This is a genomic window from Xanthomonas sp. NCPPB 3569, from assembly GCF_041475645.2.
Lineage (GTDB): Bacteria > Pseudomonadota > Gammaproteobacteria > Xanthomonadales > Xanthomonadaceae > Xanthomonas > Xanthomonas phaseoli.
Map to the genome: position 1 here is coordinate 2,989,267 of NZ_CM192969.1, position 18,453 is coordinate 3,007,719.

Genomic DNA, 18,453 nt, shown 5'->3' on the forward strand with positions numbered 1-18,453 from the left:
AAAAGCGCCAAAAACGGCGAAAAACCGAGGATCTGAGCGCGGTCACCGCGACCGATATGGCTTACCACATCCTCCGATCGCGTTGTTCAGACCTTCCCTAAGGAAACTCTGAACAATCCATCGTGATCTGCCACAATCGATCAACGACCCGAGTAGACGATTTCGATGCAGCTGACCTTCGGCGACGCGGAGTACAACGGCAAGCGCAAGCGGACGCGGCGTGAGGTGTTCTTGGCCGAGATGGACCAGGTCGTGCCGTGGAAGGACCTGCTGGCGCTGATCGAGCCGCACTACCCGAAGTCGGGGCAGCCGGGGCGACAGCCGTATCGGCTGGAGACCATGCTGCGCATCCACTTTTTGCAGCAGTGGTATGCACTGAGCGATCCATCGGCGGAAGAAGCGCTGTACGACACGGTGTCGATGCGCCGTTTCGCCAAGATCGGCGGGCTGGATGAGGTGCCGGACGAGACGACGATTCTCAACTTCCGCCATCTGTTGGAGCAGCACGATTTGGCGCGCAAGCTGTTCAATCGGGTCAACGCGCACCTGTCGCGCAAGGGGCAGAGCTTGCGCGGCGGGACGATCGTGGACGCCACGATCATCGCTGCGCCCAGCTCGACCAAGAACAAGGATGGCGAGCGCGATCCGGAGATGCACCAAACCAAGAAGGGCAACCAGTACTACTTCGGGATGAAGGCGCACATCGGGGTGGACGATGACTCCGGGCTGGTGCACCACGTGGAGTGCACGGCGGCCAACGTGGCCGATATCACACAAGCGCACAAGCTGCTGCACGGCAAGGAGGACACGCTGTGCGCGGACAGCGGCTACACCGGGCTTGAGAAACGCGAGGAGATGAAGCGCAAGCGCAAACTGCGCTACCTGATCGCGGAGAAGCCCTCGAAGCTGAAGCAGATTAAGAACAAGCGCGAACTGAAGTTGGCCAAGCGCTGGGAGCACACAAAAGCCAGCCTGCGTGCAAAGGTGGAACACCCGTTTCGGGTGATCAAGCGCCAGTTTGGCTACGTCAAGGTGCGCTATCGCGGTTTGGCGAAGAACACCGCACAGATGCTGATGCTGTGTGCGCTGTCGAATCTGTGGCTGAAGCGCAAAGAGTTCATTACCGCCGCGGGGTAGGTGCGCCCGTAATCGGGACGATACCCCGAAAAAGCGCCAAAAACGGCGAAAAACCGAGGATCTGAGCGCGGTCACCGCGACCGATATGGCTTACCACATCCTCCGATCGCGTTGTTCAGACCTTCCCTAACACATTTCCCAGACTTTCAGATGGAACCACGGCCTGCGAAATTGCGATCAATGCATTTCCCAAGTCGGACAATGGCTATATTTACACAAGTATCCACTATGTGGAAGACGATTATACCGGATGTCACCACACCATTGTATACACCGGCCCCAATATCGGGGGTTATCCGGTAGGGTCGACGATTGATGGATACGGGCAGAACTGGGTTATCCCAGTTCCCGCGTGCCCCGCAAGCTATACGCTGATTCGAATTTATAATCCGGATTCATGGATCTGCAGCAGACCGATTGGCCAAGCCGATCCGGCCAAACCAATGCAATGCACGGGGATGAGCACAGAGGTCGGCAACCCCATTTCCTGCTCAGGCGCAAACAAGGTTGAACGTCGAGCCGATGGAGTGTCTGCAGATTTCTCGCTCGAGCAAACCTTTTCCTCATCGCCCAGCTCCGAATTATTTCCATTTGGCAAAAACTGGAGCAGTATCGTCACCTCCCGCGTTGAAGTGGACAAGCAGAAGACCGCCGCATTTGTCTTTCTAAGGAAGGTCTGAACAACGCGATCGGAGGATGTGGTAAGCCATATCGGTCGCGGTGACCGCGCTCAGATCCTCGGTTTTTCGCCGTTTTTGGCGCTTTTTCGGGGTATCGTCCCGATTACGGGCGCACCTACCCCGCGGCGGTAATGAACTCTTTGCGCTTCAGCCACAGATTCGACAGCGCAAACAGCATCAGCATCTGTGCGGTGTTCTTCGCCAAACCGCGATAGCGCACCTTGACGTAGCCAAACTGGCGCTTGATCACCCGAAACGGGTGTTCCACCTTTGCACGCAGGCTGGCTTTTGTGTGCTCCCAGCGCTTGGCCAACTTCAGTTCGCGCTTGTTCTTAATCTGCTTCAGCTTCGAGGGCTTCTCCGCGATCAGGTAGCGCAGTTTGCGCTTGCGCTTCATCTCCTCGCGTTTCTCAAGCCCGGTGTAGCCGCTGTCCGCGCACAGCGTGTCCTCCTTGCCGTGCAGCAGCTTGTGCGCTTGTGTGATATCGGCCACGTTGGCCGCCGTGCACTCCACGTGGTGCACCAGCCCGGAGTCATCGTCCACCCCGATGTGCGCCTTCATCCCGAAGTAGTACTGGTTGCCCTTCTTGGTTTGGTGCATCTCCGGATCGCGCTCGCCATCCTTGTTCTTGGTCGAGCTGGGCGCAGCGATGATCGTGGCGTCCACGATCGTCCCGCCGCGCAAGCTCTGCCCCTTGCGCGACAGGTGCGCGTTGACCCGATTGAACAGCTTGCGCGCCAAATCGTGCTGCTCCAACAGATGGCGGAAGTTGAGAATCGTCGTCTCGTCCGGCACCTCATCCAGCCCGCCGATCTTGGCGAAACGGCGCATCGACACCGTGTCGTACAGCGCTTCTTCCGCCGATGGATCGCTCAGTGCATACCACTGCTGCAAAAAGTGGATGCGCAGCATGGTCTCCAGCCGATACGGCTGTCGCCCCGGCTGCCCCGACTTCGGGTAGTGCGGCTCGATCAGCGCCAGCAGGTCCTTCCACGGCACGACCTGGTCCATCTCGGCCAAGAACACCTCACGCCGCGTCCGCTTGCGCTTGCCGTTGTACTCCGCGTCGCCGAAGGTCAGCTGCATCGAAATCGTCTACTCGGGTCGTTGATCGATTGTGGCAGATCACGATGGATTGTTCAGAGTTTCCCTAAAGGACGGCAAGGTCGTTCCTTTTCTCAAAGATCCCGGTGGCGCCTGGATGACGCAGTCGGATCTGAAGCACTATCATCTTTCAGAGATTTCAGGAGTCGACGGCTCTATCGCTGGATGGCAGTTGCGTACTGGAGCGCAGACCAGCGTCTTTGATAGCCAGGGGCGTTTTTCCAGGAGTGAAAGCTTTGGCGAAATACTGATCTCAGTCATCTACGATGCAATGGGCCAGCCGATCAAGCTGATTGATCGAAAAGGCCGTGAAGCAGTGATTCACTACATGGACTACATGCAGGCAAGCAGTCTCGACCTACCTGATGGAGGACGCATCGATTACGCATACGATGCGCAAGGGCGCTTGATATTGGCTGGCCCGGACGGTGATGCGATGGTTTATCGCTATGCTGGCAATGATGCGGTGTGGTTGACGGAGAAACTGGATCAGACCGGCGCTGTAGTCGGCCAGTATGCCTATGATGAGCAAGGGCGGGCCACAGCCACGGGAGATGGCATCGGCGGCAATTACTTCTCTGTGGCTTATGCGGAAAACGGCAATAAAGCGGTCGTCACAAATCCTTTGGGATCGACCAAGGAATTCTCTTTCGATGTATTCAACAACGGTCGGCGGCTACGCAGCGCCGTCGATACATGTGTGGATTGTCCGCGCCTGGAAACGTCCTACATCTATGGGGATGATGGCTATCTGAGTCGATCTGATAATGGGACACTAATAAAGAACTTTACCCGTGATCAGAGCGGACGTATGCTTTCCATCGTGGAAAGTCGCCAAGACGGCGGCCATCTCCGAACTACACGAACAGAATGGCATCCCGACCGTGATATCCCACTGACGCGGCGTGTGGATGACCCAACGAACACACTGATCGAAACATCGACCTGGACTTACAACACACGTGGTCAAAAGCTGACATCCTCCCGTACCGATGCAGCCACCGGGACCACCCGGATCGCGACCACAGCATACTGCGAGCAAACCGACGTCGATGCAGGCACCTGCCCATTGCTGGGGCTGATGACCTCGGTCGATGGTCCACGCAGCGATCTCTCCGACCTACTGCGCTACACGTATTACCTCGCCGACGATAGCGCCTGCGCCGCGACACCGACCACCTGCCCGCACCGCAAGGGCGACCTACAAACGATCACCAACGCCATCGGACAGATCACCGAATATCTCGCCTACGACGGCGCTGGCCGCCCGCTGTCCATCAAGGACGCCAACGGCATCGTCACCGACTACACCTATCACCCGCGCGGTTGGCTGACGGCCACCAAGGTGCGCGGCGCCGATGCCTCCAGCGAGGCCGATGACCGCATTACCCGCATCGACTACTGGCCCACCGGCCTGGTCAAGCAGGTCACCCAGCCCGATGGCGCGTTCACTGCCTTCACCTACGATGCGGCGCATCGGCTGACCGACATTACCGACAACGCGGGCAATACCGTCCACTACACGCTCGACAACGCCGGCAATCGCATCAAGGAAGACACCAGCGATGCGTCGGGCACGTTGAAGCGCACGCTCTCGCGCGTCTATAACCAGCTCGGCCAGCTCAAGACGCAGGCCACTGCCGCCAGCGACCCGACCGACTTCGCGTACGACGCCAACGGCAATGCCACCACCGTGACCGATGCGCTGGCAACCGCGACGCAGAACGAGTACGACCCGCTCAATCGCCTGTCGCGCACGCTGCGGGATGTCGCCGGCATCAAGGCCGACACGAAGTTCGAATACGACGCACTCGACAACCTGACCAAGGTCACCGACCCCAAGGGCTTGAACACCACCTACGACTACAACGGGTTTGGCGATCTGGTGAAACTCACCAGCCCGGACACCGGCGTCACCAGCTACACCTACGACAGCGCCGGCAACCGCGCCACCCAGACCGACGCGCGCGGCAACACCACCGCCTACAGCTACGACGCGCTCAATCGCCCGACCAAGGTCACCTACCCCACCACCAGCCTCAACGTCACCTACACCTACGACGCGACGCAGACGGCCTGCGCCAGCGGGGAGACGTTTTCGATCGGCCGCCTGACCAAGATGCAGGACGGCGGCGCCATCACCCAGTACTGCTACAACCGCTTCGGCGACTTGGTGCGCAAGGTGCAGACCAGCAACGGCACCGCGTTGGTGCTGCGTTACGACTACACCATTGGCGGCCAGTTGCGGCGGATGACCTATCCCGACGGGGCGGTGGTCGATTACGTGCGCAATGCACAAGGCCAGACCACCGAAGTCGGCGTGACCTCTGCCGGCGGCAGCCGGCAGGTGCTGTTGGACAACGCCAGCTACTACCCGTTCGGCCCGGCTGCCGGCTGGACCTACGGCAACGGCCGCACCCTCGCCCGCCAGTACGATCTGGACTACCGCCCGCAGGCAATCCAGGACACCCGCCCGGGCGGTCTTGACGTGGGCTTCGGCTTCGACCCGGCCGGCAACCTCACCGCATTGACGCCCGCTGGCAACACAACACCCGAGATCGCGCTGGGCTACGACACCCTGAGCCGCCTGACCGGCCTGACGGACGGCCGCACCGGCACCCTGATCGATGGCTACAGCTACGATGCCACCGGCAACCGCCTCAGCGCCAAGGTCGGCGCCGCCACGCAGAGTTACACCTACCCAACCGACAGCCACCGCCTGAGCGCAGTGGCCGGCGTGGCGCGTACCTACGATGCCACCGGCAACACCACCGCCATCGGCGGCACCGCGCGCCAGTACACCTACGACACCACCGGCCGCATGACCCAGGCTCGCCGCGCCGGCGCGGTGACCATGAACTACCGCTACAACGGCCGTGGCGAGCAGGTGCGCCGCTTCCTCGGCACCACCGATACCTACACGCTCTACGACGAAGCCGGCCACTGGCTGGGCGACTACGACACCAATGGCGCGCCCAAGCAGCAGGCGATCTGGCTGGACGATCTCCCGGTCGGCCTGCTGGCCAACGCCAACAAACTGCACTACATCGAACCGGACCACCTGGGCAGCCCGCGCGTGGTGATCGACCCGACCCGCGATGTGGCGGTGTGGACGTGGAGCCTGAAGGGGGAAGCCTTCGGGAATACTGCGCCGAACCAGGATCCGGATGGTGACGGTGCGGCGTTGGTGTTAGATATGCGGTTTCCGGGGCAGCGGTACGATGCGGCGAGTGGATTGAATCAGAACTACTTCCGGGATTACGACGCCATGACAGGGCGGTATGCGCAGAGTGATCCGATTGGATTTCGCGGAGGGATCGGCACCTACGTATATGTCCGATCAAGCCCATTCCGTTGGTCGGACAAACTTGGCCTGCTTCCCGGTGATTGTTACAGGACAGAAAATTTAGCAGCAGCTCAGGCGCTTAAGGAAGGTCTGAACAACGCGATCGGAGGATGTGGTAAGCCATATCGGTCGCGGTGACCGCGCTCAGATCCTCGGTTTTTCGCCGTTTTTGGCGCTTTTTCGGGGTATCGTCCCGATTACGGGCGCACCTACCCCGCGGCGGTAATGAACTCTTTGCGCTTCAGCCACAGATTCGACAGCGCAAACAGCATCAGCATCTGTGCGGTGTTCTTCGCCAAACCGCGATAGCGCACCTTGACGTAGCCAAACTGGCGCTTGATCACCCGAAACGGGTGTTCCACCTTTGCACGCAGGCTGGCTTTTGTGTGCTCCCAGCGCTTGGCCAACTTCAGTTCGCGCTTGTTCTTAATCTGCTTCAGCTTCGAGGGCTTCTCCGCGATCAGGTAGCGCAGTTTGCGCTTGCGCTTCATCTCCTCGCGTTTCTCAAGCCCGGTGTAGCCGCTGTCCGCGCACAGCGTGTCCTCCTTGCCGTGCAGCAGCTTGTGCGCTTGTGTGATATCGGCCACGTTGGCCGCCGTGCACTCCACGTGGTGCACCAGCCCGGAGTCATCGTCCACCCCGATGTGCGCCTTCATCCCGAAGTAGTACTGGTTGCCCTTCGTTGGTTTGGTGCATCTCCGGATCGCGCTCGCCATCCTTGTTCTTGGTCGAGCTGGGCGCAGCGATGATCGTGGCGTCCACGATCGTCCCGCCGCGCAAGCTCTGCCCCTTGCGCGACAGGTGCGCGTTGACCCGATTGAACAGCTTGCGCGCCAAATCGTGCTGCTCCAACAGATGGCGGAAGTTGAGAATCGTCGTCTCGTCCGGCACCTCATCCAGCCCGCCGATCTTGGCGAAACGGCGCATCGACACCGTGTCGTACAGCGCTTCTTCCGCCGATGGATCGCTCAGTGCATACCACTGCTGCAAAAAGTGGATGCGCAGCATGGTCTCCAGCCGATACGGCTGTCGCCCCGGCTGCCCCGACTTCGGGTAGTGCGGCTCGATCAGCGCCAGCAGGTCCTTCCACGGCACGACCTGGTCCATCTCGGCCAAGAACACCTCACGCCGCGTCCGCTTGCGCTTGCCGTTGTACTCCGCGTCGCCGAAGGTCAGCTGCATCGAAATCGTCTACTCGGGTCGTTGATCGATTGTGGCAGATCACGATGGATTGTTCAGAGTTTCCTTAAAGACATCCTACCGACGTCGATAAAGGAAGACTTGGAATACGGCGGCTGGGTATATCAAAAATCGAACGGGTACTATAGTTACATGGCGCCACGTCGCGGGCTGACCTCTTCAGTGAATCCTGGCCCGCGGCCAGATGGAGCAACTGGCGCGTACCACACGCACGGAGATGTAACTCCCGGCTATGTGGGGGAAGCGTTCTCAAAGGCTGACACAAGAATACCGTATGGGGATGCCGCCTACTTAGGAACACCCTCGGGTAAGTTATTGAGATTTTCCAGTTCAGGCTCGCCTTACAGTGATCTCCCTGACGCGATTTCGAGTTCCGGCTGTGGATGTGACGGCAACAACGATAAGCTTCTGGAATTTCTCAGCAATGCATTTGGATGGCAATTATGAAATTTAAATTCTTCATGCTATTTTTATCTTTGTTCTTAGCCGGCGCTTCTGGCGCCGAAGCCAATAATTCAGAAACCATTAAGGCGATTGAAGTAGCAAGCAAAGATTTTCAAAATCGAATAATGGGAATGTACCCACCCAGCGGCGATTACTCGCCGCTGCGAAACCTCGACTCTTACTCAATGGGAATTGCCAAAACACACTCAAAAATAATAGTCGTTTTTTTAGTGGATAAGCGCCTAGGAATTATAGGTGGCGGCGGAGAATACACGCTAAGCAAAAAGGACTCAGAAATCATAAGCTTTAAGGGGTATGAATAAATCCTTGCCGAACAGGGCCTTGGTCGTTTACGTGCACAACGCCCAGGGCCAGACCACCCAGGTTGATGTAACACCCGCCGGCGGCAGCCGTGAGGTGCTACTCGGCAATGCGACTTACTACCCATTCGGCCCCGCTGCCGGCTGGACCTACGGCAATGGCCGTACCCTCGCCCGCCAGTACGATCTGGACTACCGCCCGCAGGCGATCCAGGACACCCGCCCAGGCGGGCTGGACGTGGGCTTCGGCTTCGATCCGGCCGGCAACCTCACCGCACTGACACCTGCCGGCAATCCCACGCTGGAGATCGGTCTTGGCTACGACACCCTGGGCCGCCTGACCGGCCTGACGGACGGCCGCACCGGCACCCTGATCGATGGCTACAGCTACGATGCCACCGGCAACCGCCTCAGCGCCAAGGTCGGCACGGCCACGCAGATCTATAGCTATCCGGCCGACAGCCACCGCCTCAGCGCCGTCGTAAGCTCCCCAGCCTGACAGACACCGCATAAGTGGATATTTCTGGCATCGTTACCTCAGCCAGGAGGTTCTATGCGCACCTCAAAGTTCACCGAGACGCAGATCGTCGCGACGCTCAAGCAGGCCGACGCCGGCGTGCCGGTCAAGGACGTCTGTCGCCAGGTTGGTATCAGCACAGCGACGTACTACCAGTGGAAGAGTAAGTACGGAGGCCTGGAGGCTTCGGAGCTGCGGCGGGTCAAGGAGCTTGAGTCGGAGAACGCCAAGCTCAAGCGGATGTACGCCGAGTTGGCGCTCGACAATGCGGCCATGAAGGATCTCATCGCAAAAAAACTCTAGGGCCGGCGCGCAAGCGCGAGGCCGTGCGGTACCTGATCGAGGTACGCGCGCGGCCGCTGCGTCGGTCCTGTGCATGCGTCGGGCTTGCACGTGCGGCGTGGTATGCGCCACCGCTCGACTGGACAGTACGCGATGCCGAGTTGATCGCGGCGATCGCACGTGTCGTCGAAGACCGCCCCAGTCGCGGCTTTTGGAAATGCAGCGACGTACTGCGCAGGACGCGACCTGACTGGAACCCGAAGCGAATCTATCGCGTGTACAAGGCCATGCGGCTCAACCTGCGCCGCGCTGCGAAGCGGCGGCTTCCCAAGCGCGAGCGTGTCGCGCTGTATGTCCCAAGGTTGCCTGATACCGTCTGGTCGGTCGACTTCATGAGCGACGCTCTGGCGTGCGGCCGACGCTTCCGCACCTTCAACGTGGTCGACGACTTCAACCGCGAGGTGCTCCACATCGAGGTGGATACGTCGATCAACTCGCATCGTCTGGTGCGCGTGTTCGAGCAGATCAAGCACGATCATGGCCTGCCGCAGGTCGTGCGTTCCGACAACGGACCAGAGTTTCTGGGCGACGCATTTACCAGCTGGCTGAAGGTCAATGGCGTGGCGATCCAGTACATCCAGCCCGGCAAGCCGAACCAGAACGCCTTCATCGAACGTTTCAACCGCACCTTCCGGGAAGAAGTGCTCGACCAGCACCTCTTCACCCGCCTCGACGATATCCGCGAAGCTACCCATTGGTGGATGATCGATTACAACGAACAGCGGCCCCATGACGCGCTCGGCGGCCTAACGCCGACCGAGTACCGCAACCAACACGCCAGAAGGTCTACTTTTGGACTGTCTGCTTGACGGGGGAGCTTACGCCCCCACCCCCTCTCCCGAAGGGAGAGGGGCTTTGTTTTGCGCGCCGGAAAGTTCGTGCGGGGTTACTGTGCGCTTTCACTTTGCCGTCTGTAGTAGACCTTCCCCCCTCTACAAGACACGCTGCAGCAAGATCGACAGCGCGCAGACTTCAGCATTCACGCCGACTCCAGCACCCAGCACCCAAACGCAGGCCCCGCCGAATAACCGGTTTCCGGTTCAATGCGGATCTGCAAGTTGTCGCGGCCGGCGACTGCTGCTGGGAGTGCGTAATCCACATCGACGAAATCCAGGCCGCGGTTGCCGTCCAGGCGTTCGTTGGCGATGAGTTCGCCGTCGGCGACGATGCGGAAGCGGCGGCGGGTTTCGTCGCCCCAGTAGCGTAGGCGCAGGATGCGGGCTTGGGCGGTATTGCGCAGAGTGAAGGCCATGAAGCCGCCAGTGCGCACGTCGCGGCCGGGGCGGCGGCGGTAGCTGAGCGGGTTGGAATTTTCCCCGTGCAGGGCATGTGCCTTTTCCGAGGCATCGTCGCCTAGCACGATGCGATCGAGCGCGCGGGTGTCGAGTGCTTCTTGCGCCGCCGCCGCTGCCGCCCGTTCGGTCTGGCGTTGTTGCCACGCAGCGGCGTCGCGGTGCTCCAGGTAGACCGCGCTGCGGCGGTCGAACTGGGCGTAGAACGGGGACAACTGCCACTGCTGCGCGCCATCGCTGTAGACGAAGGCTGTCTTGCCGGGCATCGGCTGCAGGCGTTGCAGGATATCCTGCCCCCCGATCAATGCCGGGGTCTTGCCCGACCATGGCTTGGCGGCATCGCCCAGATCCACGGCAAGCACCAGCGGCCCACGCAGCACCGAGACCCAGGCGGGATCGTCCGCGGTCGCTTCCAGGCGCAGCGGCATGTCGAACGCCAGACTCAGCGTGTCGCCGCGCTGCCACGTGCGCGTGATGCGCAGATAGCCATCGCTAGCGGTGCCATCGACAAGCTGGCCATTGAGTTGCAACCGCGGCTGTTGCGCCCAGCCTGGCACGCGCAGTGCGAGCGTGCGTTGCTCTGGCGGCGCGGCATCGATGCGCAGCGAGGCGCTGCCCTGTTCCGGCAACCCGCTGTGCAAGGTCATGTCCAGCCCGGCGGCACCGCGGACCGTGGAGGGCACATAGAGATTGACGTAGACGCCCTGCCCGTCTTCCCAATAGATCGAATCGCCGAACTGCGCGTGCGCTTCCATGCCGCTGCCGACGCAACACCAGAAATCGTCGAACGGCGACGACCAGCCGCGCGCTTCGCCGGCCAGCAGCGGCGTCATATAGGTAAACATGCCGGTGCGTGGGTGCTGCTGCGCCATCACGTGATTGAGCAAGGTGCGCTCGTAGTAATCGAACAACTCCGCCTGCGGTCCCCATTGATACAGTTGCCGGGTGAGCTTGAGCATGTTGTAGCTGGCGCAATGCTCGCAGGTCTGTTCGGTGAGGAACTTCGAGATGCTGTCCGGCTGCTGGAAATATTCGCGGTCGCCGTTGCCGCCGATTACATAGGTGTGGTGGTCGGTAACGGTGTGCCAGAAGAAGCGCGCCGCAGCGCCCGATGCGGCATCGCCGGTGACCTCGTACTCGCGGGCCACACCGATCAGCTTTGGGATGCTGGTATTGGAATGCTGGTGCGCCAATTCGTCACGCTGTGCGACCAGCGGGTCGAGTACGGCGTGGTGATGCAGGCGCTGCGCCAGCGCCAGCCATTGTGCATCATCCGTACGTACATGCAGTTCGACGAACGATTCGTTGAGGCCGCCGAATTCGCACGACAGTACCTTTTGCAATTGCGCCTCGTCGAGCGCGGAGAAGATACCCTGCAGATACCCGGCCAGATCCACCGCGACCTGCAGCGCTTGCGCGTCATCGCAATGCGCATGCACGTCGAGCAAACCGGCGAACAGTTTGTGCCAGGTGTACAGCGGCGCCCAGCTGCCGTTGAGGTAGAACGGCGCCGGGTCGATCTTGCCGCGCTTGAGTTCGTCGAAGACCGCGCGCCCGCTTTCGATCTGCCCGGCCGCGTTCTTGCGCGTGAAGCCGGCCACGTAGCCATCGCCCGCCTGTGCCTGGCAGCGCGCCAGTTCGCTGACGATATAGGCCGCGCGCGTGCGGCATTGCGCGTCGCCGGTCTGTGCGTGCATCAGTGCCAGCGCACTGAGATAGTGGCCGAGCGTATGCCCGGCGATGGTGTCCGCTTCCCAGCCGCCATAGGCCGGCGCCTTCGGGTCGAGGCCGGCATACAGCACGAAGTTGTGCAACAGCCGGTCCGGCTGCAGCCGCATCAGATAGCGCCGGTTGGTCTGCAGCGCATCCAGGAACAACGACGGCGCAAGCCTGACCTGCGTAAGCGGCACCGCGCGCACGCTGCCCGGCTGCGCAGCGCTGGCCTGGGCCGGAAAGCGCAGGAAGCCGGCCGCAACCGCCAGGCTGCTCCAGGCCAGAAAGCGCCGCCGCGACAACAACGGCGTGTGGTTGCAGGTCGATTCGCTCGGGTGCGCTTCCGTCATGGGATCAGCTTAACTCCTGAGAGCGCGCACGCTCGCGCGCGTGGTCGCAACAATACGATCGGAACTCCCCTGGCAACGCTTGCGGTGACGTGGCATCTGCACAAGCGATCGCACCCGGCCACGCAGCGCAGCGAGACAACGGCGCACTCAAAACTTCACCGTCGCGCGTGCCCAGTAAAAACGCCCAAGCAGATCGTAGGTGGCCACATCGGTGTTCGCATTGCCCACGTTATTGGAGTAATACAACGGCGGCTGCTTGTTGGCGATGTTGTCTACGCCGACTTCGAAGCGCGTATGCCACGGCTCCACGTTATAACCAAGCTGCAGGTTGTTGTAGACGTAGGCGCCGATATCGCGCACCACGGTCGGTTCGCTGGCATCGGCCGACAGACTCTGGTCCGGATCCGAATTACCGATGGCGGTGTGGCCCACATAGCGGATGCGCCAGGTAGCGCTCCAGTCGTCCAGCGCCCAGTTGACCGTGCCAAGTGCGCGCCAGCGTGGAAAATTGCCGTAGGCCTGGGTGTAGCGGCCGACGTTGTGGATGGTGACCGAGCTGGGATCGGTGGTGTCGGGCAGCACGTCGTAACGGGTGAGATAGGTGCCGTTGAGGCCGGCGGTGACATTACCCCACGTCATTGCAGGCAAGCGGTAGGTCAGGTTGAAGTCCATGCCCTTGGCCCACAGCTTGCCCAGGTTGACGGTGGGCTCGGCGATGTAATTGATGGTGCCATTGCCGTTGCGATGGATGAGCGCGCAGAACGCGCTGGCGGAATTGGCGAAGCATTGATTGAGCACAGTCTGCGCCGACACCGTGGTGATGGTGTCTTCCAGGTCGATGCGCCACCAGTCCGCGCTCAGCGACAAGCCCTCGATCCATTGCGGGTCGTACACGAATCCGACGTCGTAGGACTTACCGGTTTCCGGCTTGAGCTGGTAGCCCGCCACTGCCGCGCCGGAGACCTTGCCCGACACCTGCCCGTCTGATTGCTGGTAGCTGCCGTCAGTGGGCACATTGGCGCAGGCCACCGTATTGCCGCCGGTATAGCCATTGCACGGGTCGTTGACGGTGGCCGCATCGCCGGCTACGCCGGCATACAACTCGTTGATGTTGGGTGCGCGAAACACCTGAGAAACGGTGCCGCGCAGCAGCAGGTTTTCGATGGGGCGGTATTCCAGCGAGAGCTTGCTATTGGTCTTGCTGCCCACCGAGCTGTAGTCGGAAAAACGCGTGCCCACGGTGATGTTCAGCGCATTGATGCCGGGCAGATCCTTGAGCAGCGGGAACAGCGCTTCGGCATAGGCCTCCTTGACATCGAAACTGCCGCTCAAGCTGGACGAGCAGAATTCGATGACCCCGCACAGGCCGTTTTCATCGCCGGTCCATAACGGATCCGAGGCGGTGGTGGAGCGTTCCTTGCGGTACGAAATGCCCGCTGCCAGGCTGGCCTCGCCGGCCGGCAACGCAAAGAGCGTGCCGTTGGCATTGGCCTCGAATTGCTTGACCGTGTACACGCTGGTGACGATGGGGTTGACCACCATGCCCTGCAACGTGGCCAGATTGGCGCTGTCGTTGAGGTTGAAGAAATTCAACGGCGTACAGCCGGCAATCGCTGCGCCCGCACTGCCGCACTTGACCGTGCCATCGCTATCCAGAAACGAGGGACCGATGGCTTGATTGAACGCCGCATAGTCGAGAAAGCCGTTGTTGATCGACTTCTGCTTGACCTTGCCGTAGTTGAAGGTGGCATCCCATTGCCAGGAGCTGTCGCCGAAACGGCCGCGCAGACCCGGGCTGATCTGGAAGTTGTAGGTGTTGTACTGGTAGCGGCGGTTGCCCAACACGGTGGCGCGCGTATTGAGGTCGTTGTAGGAAGTGCCGGTGGTGCGGTCGGTGCCGAAGTTGACGCCGAACGGGTTGTAGTAACTCTGCGCCGACACCAGGATGTTGTCGCCGTTGGAAAAGATCGGAATCGGCGCAATGATCGAAGCCGACTCGGTTTTGCTGAACCAGGTATTGACGTAGCCCTCGACGCTGTCGCTGAAGCGGTAGGTCCCCAGCAGGAAGGCATTGGTGCGTTTTTGCGGGGTCTGCAACAGGTTGAACGGCTGATAGTTGTAGGAATCTGCAGCGGCGTTATAACAATGGAAATCGCCAGGACCGGCACGCCCACTAACACCGCTGTTGAGCGTGACGCGCCCGCAGCCATTGGACTGTGCAAGCAGCTGCGATTGATCCGACCCGTCATTGAAGTTCACTGTGCCGGTGGGCGTGGCGGAGGAGCCCTGTTTCACCGGTTGGCCATTGGTCAGGGCGAGCGCGTCCTTGGAGTAGTCGCGCGCCGCTGCCGAGACGGCATCGATGTTGTGATACGACAGGCCGCCGATCAGGCTGCCGCGCTCCCAGGTCTTGCCGGCGGTCAAGGTGAAGTTGCGGCGGTTGCCATCGCCTTCGCTGCTGGTGCCGAAGTCGCTGCTGAACTGCACGCCGTCGAAGCGCGAGCGCAGGATGAAGTTGACCACGCCACCAATCGCATCGGAGCCGTACACCGCAGACGCGCCATCGCTAAGCACCTCGATGCGTTCGATCATGCTGGAAGGGATGGCGTTGACGTCGTTGTAGGCCAGCCGGATGCCGTTGACCAGCACCAGCGTGCGCTTGTCGCCCAGGCCGCGCAGCGAGATCGCCGAGGCGCCGGTGCCGCCGCCGTTGTTGGTGTAGGGATTGGTGGCATTGCCGGCGATGGATGGCAATTCCTGCAGCAAATCGCCCACGGTCGCCTTGCCGGTGGCAGCGATCTGCTCCTGGCTGACGGTGACCACCGGGTTGGCGGTTTCGGTGTCCACGCGGCGCAGGCGCGAGCCGGTGACGACCACGCTGTCCAGCGTCTGCGTCGCATCGCCACCCGCCGCCTGCTGCGCAGCCACCGGCGCGACCGCACCTGCCGACAGCGCCAGCAACAGCGCGGAGGTGAGCATGCTCGGCAACGGCCGCGTGGTGGCGCTGGTCGTGCGGGAGAGAGGCAACGGCAACATCGGCATGCAAGGCTCCTGAGTGTGACGAAAGACAAACAGTGGGCAATACCTGCCCGTGCCGACGTACAGCGGCGCAGGGCGACGTAGATGGCAGACGCACGCTGCAACGGACCGCTGGCACGGTCGTGTTGCAGACACGCAGACAACGTGCGACGCAGGCGACCCGAAAATCGCGCAGCAACGCGTATTGCCAGGAAGGTGGTGCATTCCACACTGGATGCGCGTTTGCGCTCCAGTTTTCATCAGCTGGTCACAATGTGCCTGTGCGCGGACGCTACGTCTTGTCGCATTTGGCGAACGCGCATGCGGAAAACAGCATGGTTCGCAACTGAACGATCATGCGTGGCGGCACGAGCGCGCTCGAGCCCGCACGCTTGCGCACTGCTTGCGGCGATTGGAGTGCAGATCAAGCTGACCAGGATCGGTGCGCGGACCGGGGCATCGGGCTGGGTGTGCCGCGCACGTCAAATCGACGCACGCGAACGGCAGCGTACGCGCATCACGGCGCCGGTGCGGCTGGCGCTGCTGCATTGCGATTCCACTCCGGGGTGGGTGCCTGCTGCATCCAGCGCAGGAAGAAATCCAGCAGACGGCGCCTGCCGTAGTCGCCACCGGCACCGTGGTCGCCGCCCGGCACGACCAGCAGATCGAAGTCCTTGCCGGCCTTGATCAGGCGATCGGCCACCTGGAAGGTACTGGCCGGGTCGACATTCATATCCATGTCGCCGGTGACCAGCAACAGATGCCCCTGCAGGCGCGCGGCGTTCTCCACGTTCGACGAGGCGGCGTACCACGGCCCGACCGGCCAGCCCATCCACTGTTCGTTCCACCAGATCTTGTCCATGCGGTTGTCGTGACACCCGGAATTGGCCACACCCGTCACATAGAACTCCGGATGAAACAACAGCGCGCCCAACGCGTTCTGCCCGCCGGCGGAGGTGCCGTACACGCCGACACCGCCGCCGATGTCGTACCACGGGTACTGCGCCGCGGCGGCCTTGTGCCAGGCGATACGATCCGGCAAGCCGGCGTCCTTGAGGTTGCGCCAGGCCACATCGTGGAAGGCGCGCGAGCGGTTGTTGGTGCCCATGCCATCGATTTGCGCCACCGCAAACCCCATCCCGGTGAGCGACGGTGTGGCGGTGCTAAAGCGCTTGGGGACGAACGAGCCCTGCGGGCCGGCATAGATGTCTTCGACGACCCGGTAGCGCCGCTGCGGATCGAGCTGCTGCGGGCGATGGATGACGCCCCAGATCTCGGTCTTGCCATCGCGCCCGGTGGTGTGGAACGGCAGCGGCGCCTGCCATCCAGCCGCCAGCAGGCGGCTCAGGTCGGTGCGCTCCACCGTGCGTGCCAGCCCGCCATCTGCGCTGCGCCGCAGTTCCAGCACCGGGCCCAGATCCACGCGCGAATACAGATCCAGTAGCCACGTTCCATCAGGCGAATAGCGCACCTCATGATCGGCAGCCAGCGGGGTCAATGCGGTGAGCCCGCGGCCATCCAGGCCGACGCGATAGGCATGGCGATAGTACGGGTCCTCGCCGGGCTGCATGCCCGAGGCGGTGAAATACACCTGCCCTGCGGCTTCGTCGATGCGATCGAGCTTGCGCACTGCCCAGTCGCCACGGGTGATCTGGCGGATCACCTCGCCGCGGTGGCCATCGTACAGATACAGATGCTCCCAGCCATCGCGCTCGGAGGCCCACACGATTTGCCCGCCATCGTCCAGATCCTGGCGCGCGTGCTTGCCGCCGTCTTCATGCTCGCCACTGAGCTCGGAGTATTCGATGAAGGTGGGCGATGTCTCTTCGATGAGCGTGCGCGCGGTGGCGGTGCGTGCGTCCACCTCGATCACCCGATACAGCTGGTGCCCGCGCGCGTTGTATTCGAAGGTGAAGCCGCGGCTGTCGTTCCACCAGACCATCTCGCTCAAGGTGAAGGCATTGGGCAGCAAGGTCATCGCCACCGGATGCGCTGCGTGCGTGGCGATGTCGAACAGCACCGGTTGCATCACCGGCAATGCATCGCCCGGCTTGGGGTAGACCTGCTGATGCAACTTCGGCTGCAGCTGATCAGCGGGCGCCGACTCGATGTAATAGACCATCCGCGGCGGCGGTGCCTTGACCCGATACGCCGCCAGATGCTGCGAATCCGGCGACCACACCACGCTGTCGAGTGCGTAGTAGTCCTGCGCACTGCCATCTTGGCTGAGCACGCTGCGTTCGTGACTGCCGACCGGTGCGATGACCAGGTTGCCCTGCTCCACCCAGGCGCGCCAGCGGCCATCCGGCGATTGCTTGGCCTGCTGCTCGCCCTGTTTGTGCGGCAGGCGCATGTCCATCGATTCGGCTGGCAGGTCGCGTTCGGGCAGATGTGCGCAGCGATAGCGCCGCAGATCGCATTGCCAGCCCAGTTTCGCCAGCTGGAAGCTCAGGCGCTGCTGTTCCAGGGTGGGCTCCTCGAGCTGCAGTCGCGCTGCGTCGACTGCCTTGGCACCAGCCTGCGTCAACGCGGCGGCCAGTCGCGCGTGATCGAAGGCCAGTGTGTTGCGGCCACTGGCCGCCTCTACCAGGCGGTATTCGATGGCCGGCAACTGGTTGCTGCGTGCCACCCCACGCCGATACAGAAAATGCCCGGCATCCACCCACACCGGCGCCGTAGGCTGCCGGTCCACCAGCGAGGCATAGCGATCGGACAAGCCCATCGCTTGCGTGTACTGCGCTGGCGTGGGGGCGGCGAGTGGTGCCGCAGTCGCCGACACGATGTGCGCGAGGGCGAGCGACACGCACCAGGTGGCGATGGTGCGAAAGCGCATGACGGGGATCTGTGGCACCTGCGACCTCATCGAAGCGTTGGAAAGACAGTGCGGCGTTGATGGACGATGGCCGAGCCGCTGGCCGCAACCGCTGCGGCAGGCATACGCCAAGGACGCTGCGACAGGCCGGCCAGGAGAGCAGACGCGACGGCTGCG

At 61.9% G+C, this 18,453-nt stretch carries 11 protein-coding genes and 1 pseudogene; 7 read left to right on the forward strand and 5 right to left on the reverse strand.

The window, feature by feature from the left end; all coding sequences use genetic code 11:
• The first annotated feature begins 165 nt into the window (after positions 1-165).
• Together ACCQ03_RS13095 and ACCQ03_RS13100 are read left to right on the forward strand one after the other, a co-directional pair.
• Positions 166-1,137, forward strand: coding sequence for an IS5 family transposase (locus ACCQ03_RS13095; protein WP_372359820.1), 972 nt, complete (start codon positions 166-168; stop codon positions 1,135-1,137).
• Between the two features lie 230 nt (positions 1,138-1,367).
• Complete coding sequence (locus ACCQ03_RS13100; RefSeq protein WP_372359821.1) at positions 1,368-1,817, forward strand: hypothetical protein; 450 nt, start codon at positions 1,368-1,370, stop codon at positions 1,815-1,817.
• A 115-nt stretch (positions 1,818-1,932) separates the two neighbouring features.
• Here ACCQ03_RS13100 and ACCQ03_RS13105 read toward each other — a convergent pair whose 3' ends face one another.
• Positions 1,933-2,904, reverse strand: coding sequence for an IS5 family transposase (locus ACCQ03_RS13105; protein ID WP_150147813.1), 972 nt, complete (start codon positions 2,902-2,904; stop codon positions 1,933-1,935).
• 115 nt (positions 2,905-3,019) lie between these two features.
• On the opposite strand from ACCQ03_RS13105, the gene ACCQ03_RS13110 reads away from it, so the two are divergent.
• Positions 3,020-6,406 carry an RHS repeat-associated core domain-containing protein gene (locus ACCQ03_RS13110; protein WP_372359845.1) on the forward strand — a complete coding sequence of 1,129 codons (3,387 nt, stop codon included), beginning with the start codon at positions 3,020-3,022 and terminating at the stop codon, positions 6,404-6,406.
• 71 nt (positions 6,407-6,477) lie between these two features.
• On the opposite strand, the gene ACCQ03_RS13115 is transcribed toward ACCQ03_RS13110, so the two are convergent.
• Positions 6,478-7,450 (reverse strand): IS5 family transposase gene (locus ACCQ03_RS13115; protein ID WP_412566716.1). Its coding sequence is split into 2 segments (ribosomal slippage): positions 6,478-6,948 and positions 6,950-7,450, totalling 972 coding nucleotides; the frame shifts between segments, so codons are not numbered across the junction.
• Between the two features lie 99 nt (positions 7,451-7,549).
• On the opposite strand from ACCQ03_RS13115, the gene ACCQ03_RS13120 reads away from it, so the two are divergent.
• The 4 genes and pseudogenes from ACCQ03_RS13120 to ACCQ03_RS13135 all read left to right on the forward strand — a co-directional run bounded on the left by ACCQ03_RS13120 (position 7,550) and on the right by ACCQ03_RS13135 (position 9,900).
• The gene (locus tag ACCQ03_RS13120) at positions 7,550-7,915 is read left to right on the forward strand and encodes a DUF4329 domain-containing protein (protein WP_244664310.1); all 366 of its coding nucleotides are present in this window, start codon (positions 7,550-7,552) and stop codon (positions 7,913-7,915) included.
• Entirely contained in the window at positions 7,912-8,235 is a 324-nt protein-coding gene (locus tag ACCQ03_RS13125) for a hypothetical protein (protein WP_081023199.1), read from the forward strand. The genes ACCQ03_RS13120 and ACCQ03_RS13125 overlap by 4 nt, the downstream gene beginning before the upstream one ends.
• A gap of 7 nt (positions 8,236-8,242) precedes the next feature.
• Positions 8,243-8,713 (forward strand): annotated as a pseudogene (locus tag ACCQ03_RS13130) (RHS repeat-associated core domain-containing protein); the annotation flags it as partial.
• A gap of 72 nt (positions 8,714-8,785) precedes the next feature.
• Positions 8,786-9,900, forward strand: a protein-coding gene (locus ACCQ03_RS13135) for an IS3 family transposase (RefSeq protein ID WP_412566717.1) whose coding sequence is annotated in 2 segments (ribosomal slippage) — positions 8,786-9,038 and positions 9,038-9,900 — 1,116 coding nt in all. Because the reading frame shifts where the segments join, the coding sequence is not laid out codon by codon here.
• A 170-nt stretch (positions 9,901-10,070) separates the two neighbouring features.
• On the opposite strand, the gene ACCQ03_RS13140 is transcribed toward ACCQ03_RS13135, so the two are convergent.
• The 3 genes from ACCQ03_RS13140 to ACCQ03_RS13150 all read right to left on the reverse strand — a co-directional run bounded on the left by ACCQ03_RS13140 (position 10,071) and on the right by ACCQ03_RS13150 (position 18,327).
• Positions 10,071-12,446 carry a glycoside hydrolase family 127 protein gene (locus ACCQ03_RS13140; RefSeq protein WP_057678039.1) on the reverse strand — a complete coding sequence of 792 codons (2,376 nt, stop codon included), beginning with the start codon at positions 12,444-12,446 and terminating at the stop codon, positions 10,071-10,073.
• A gap of 147 nt (positions 12,447-12,593) precedes the next feature.
• Positions 12,594-15,488, reverse strand: a complete 2,895-nt coding sequence (locus tag ACCQ03_RS13145) for a TonB-dependent receptor domain-containing protein (RefSeq protein ID WP_057678038.1) — start codon at positions 15,486-15,488, stop codon at positions 12,594-12,596.
• Positions 15,489-15,981: 493 nt separating this feature from the next.
• Positions 15,982-18,327: a S9 family peptidase gene (locus ACCQ03_RS13150; RefSeq protein ID WP_209227228.1), complete on the reverse strand. Its 2,346-nt coding sequence runs from the start codon at positions 18,325-18,327 to the stop codon at positions 15,982-15,984.
• Between the last annotated feature and the right edge of the window lie 126 nt (positions 18,328-18,453).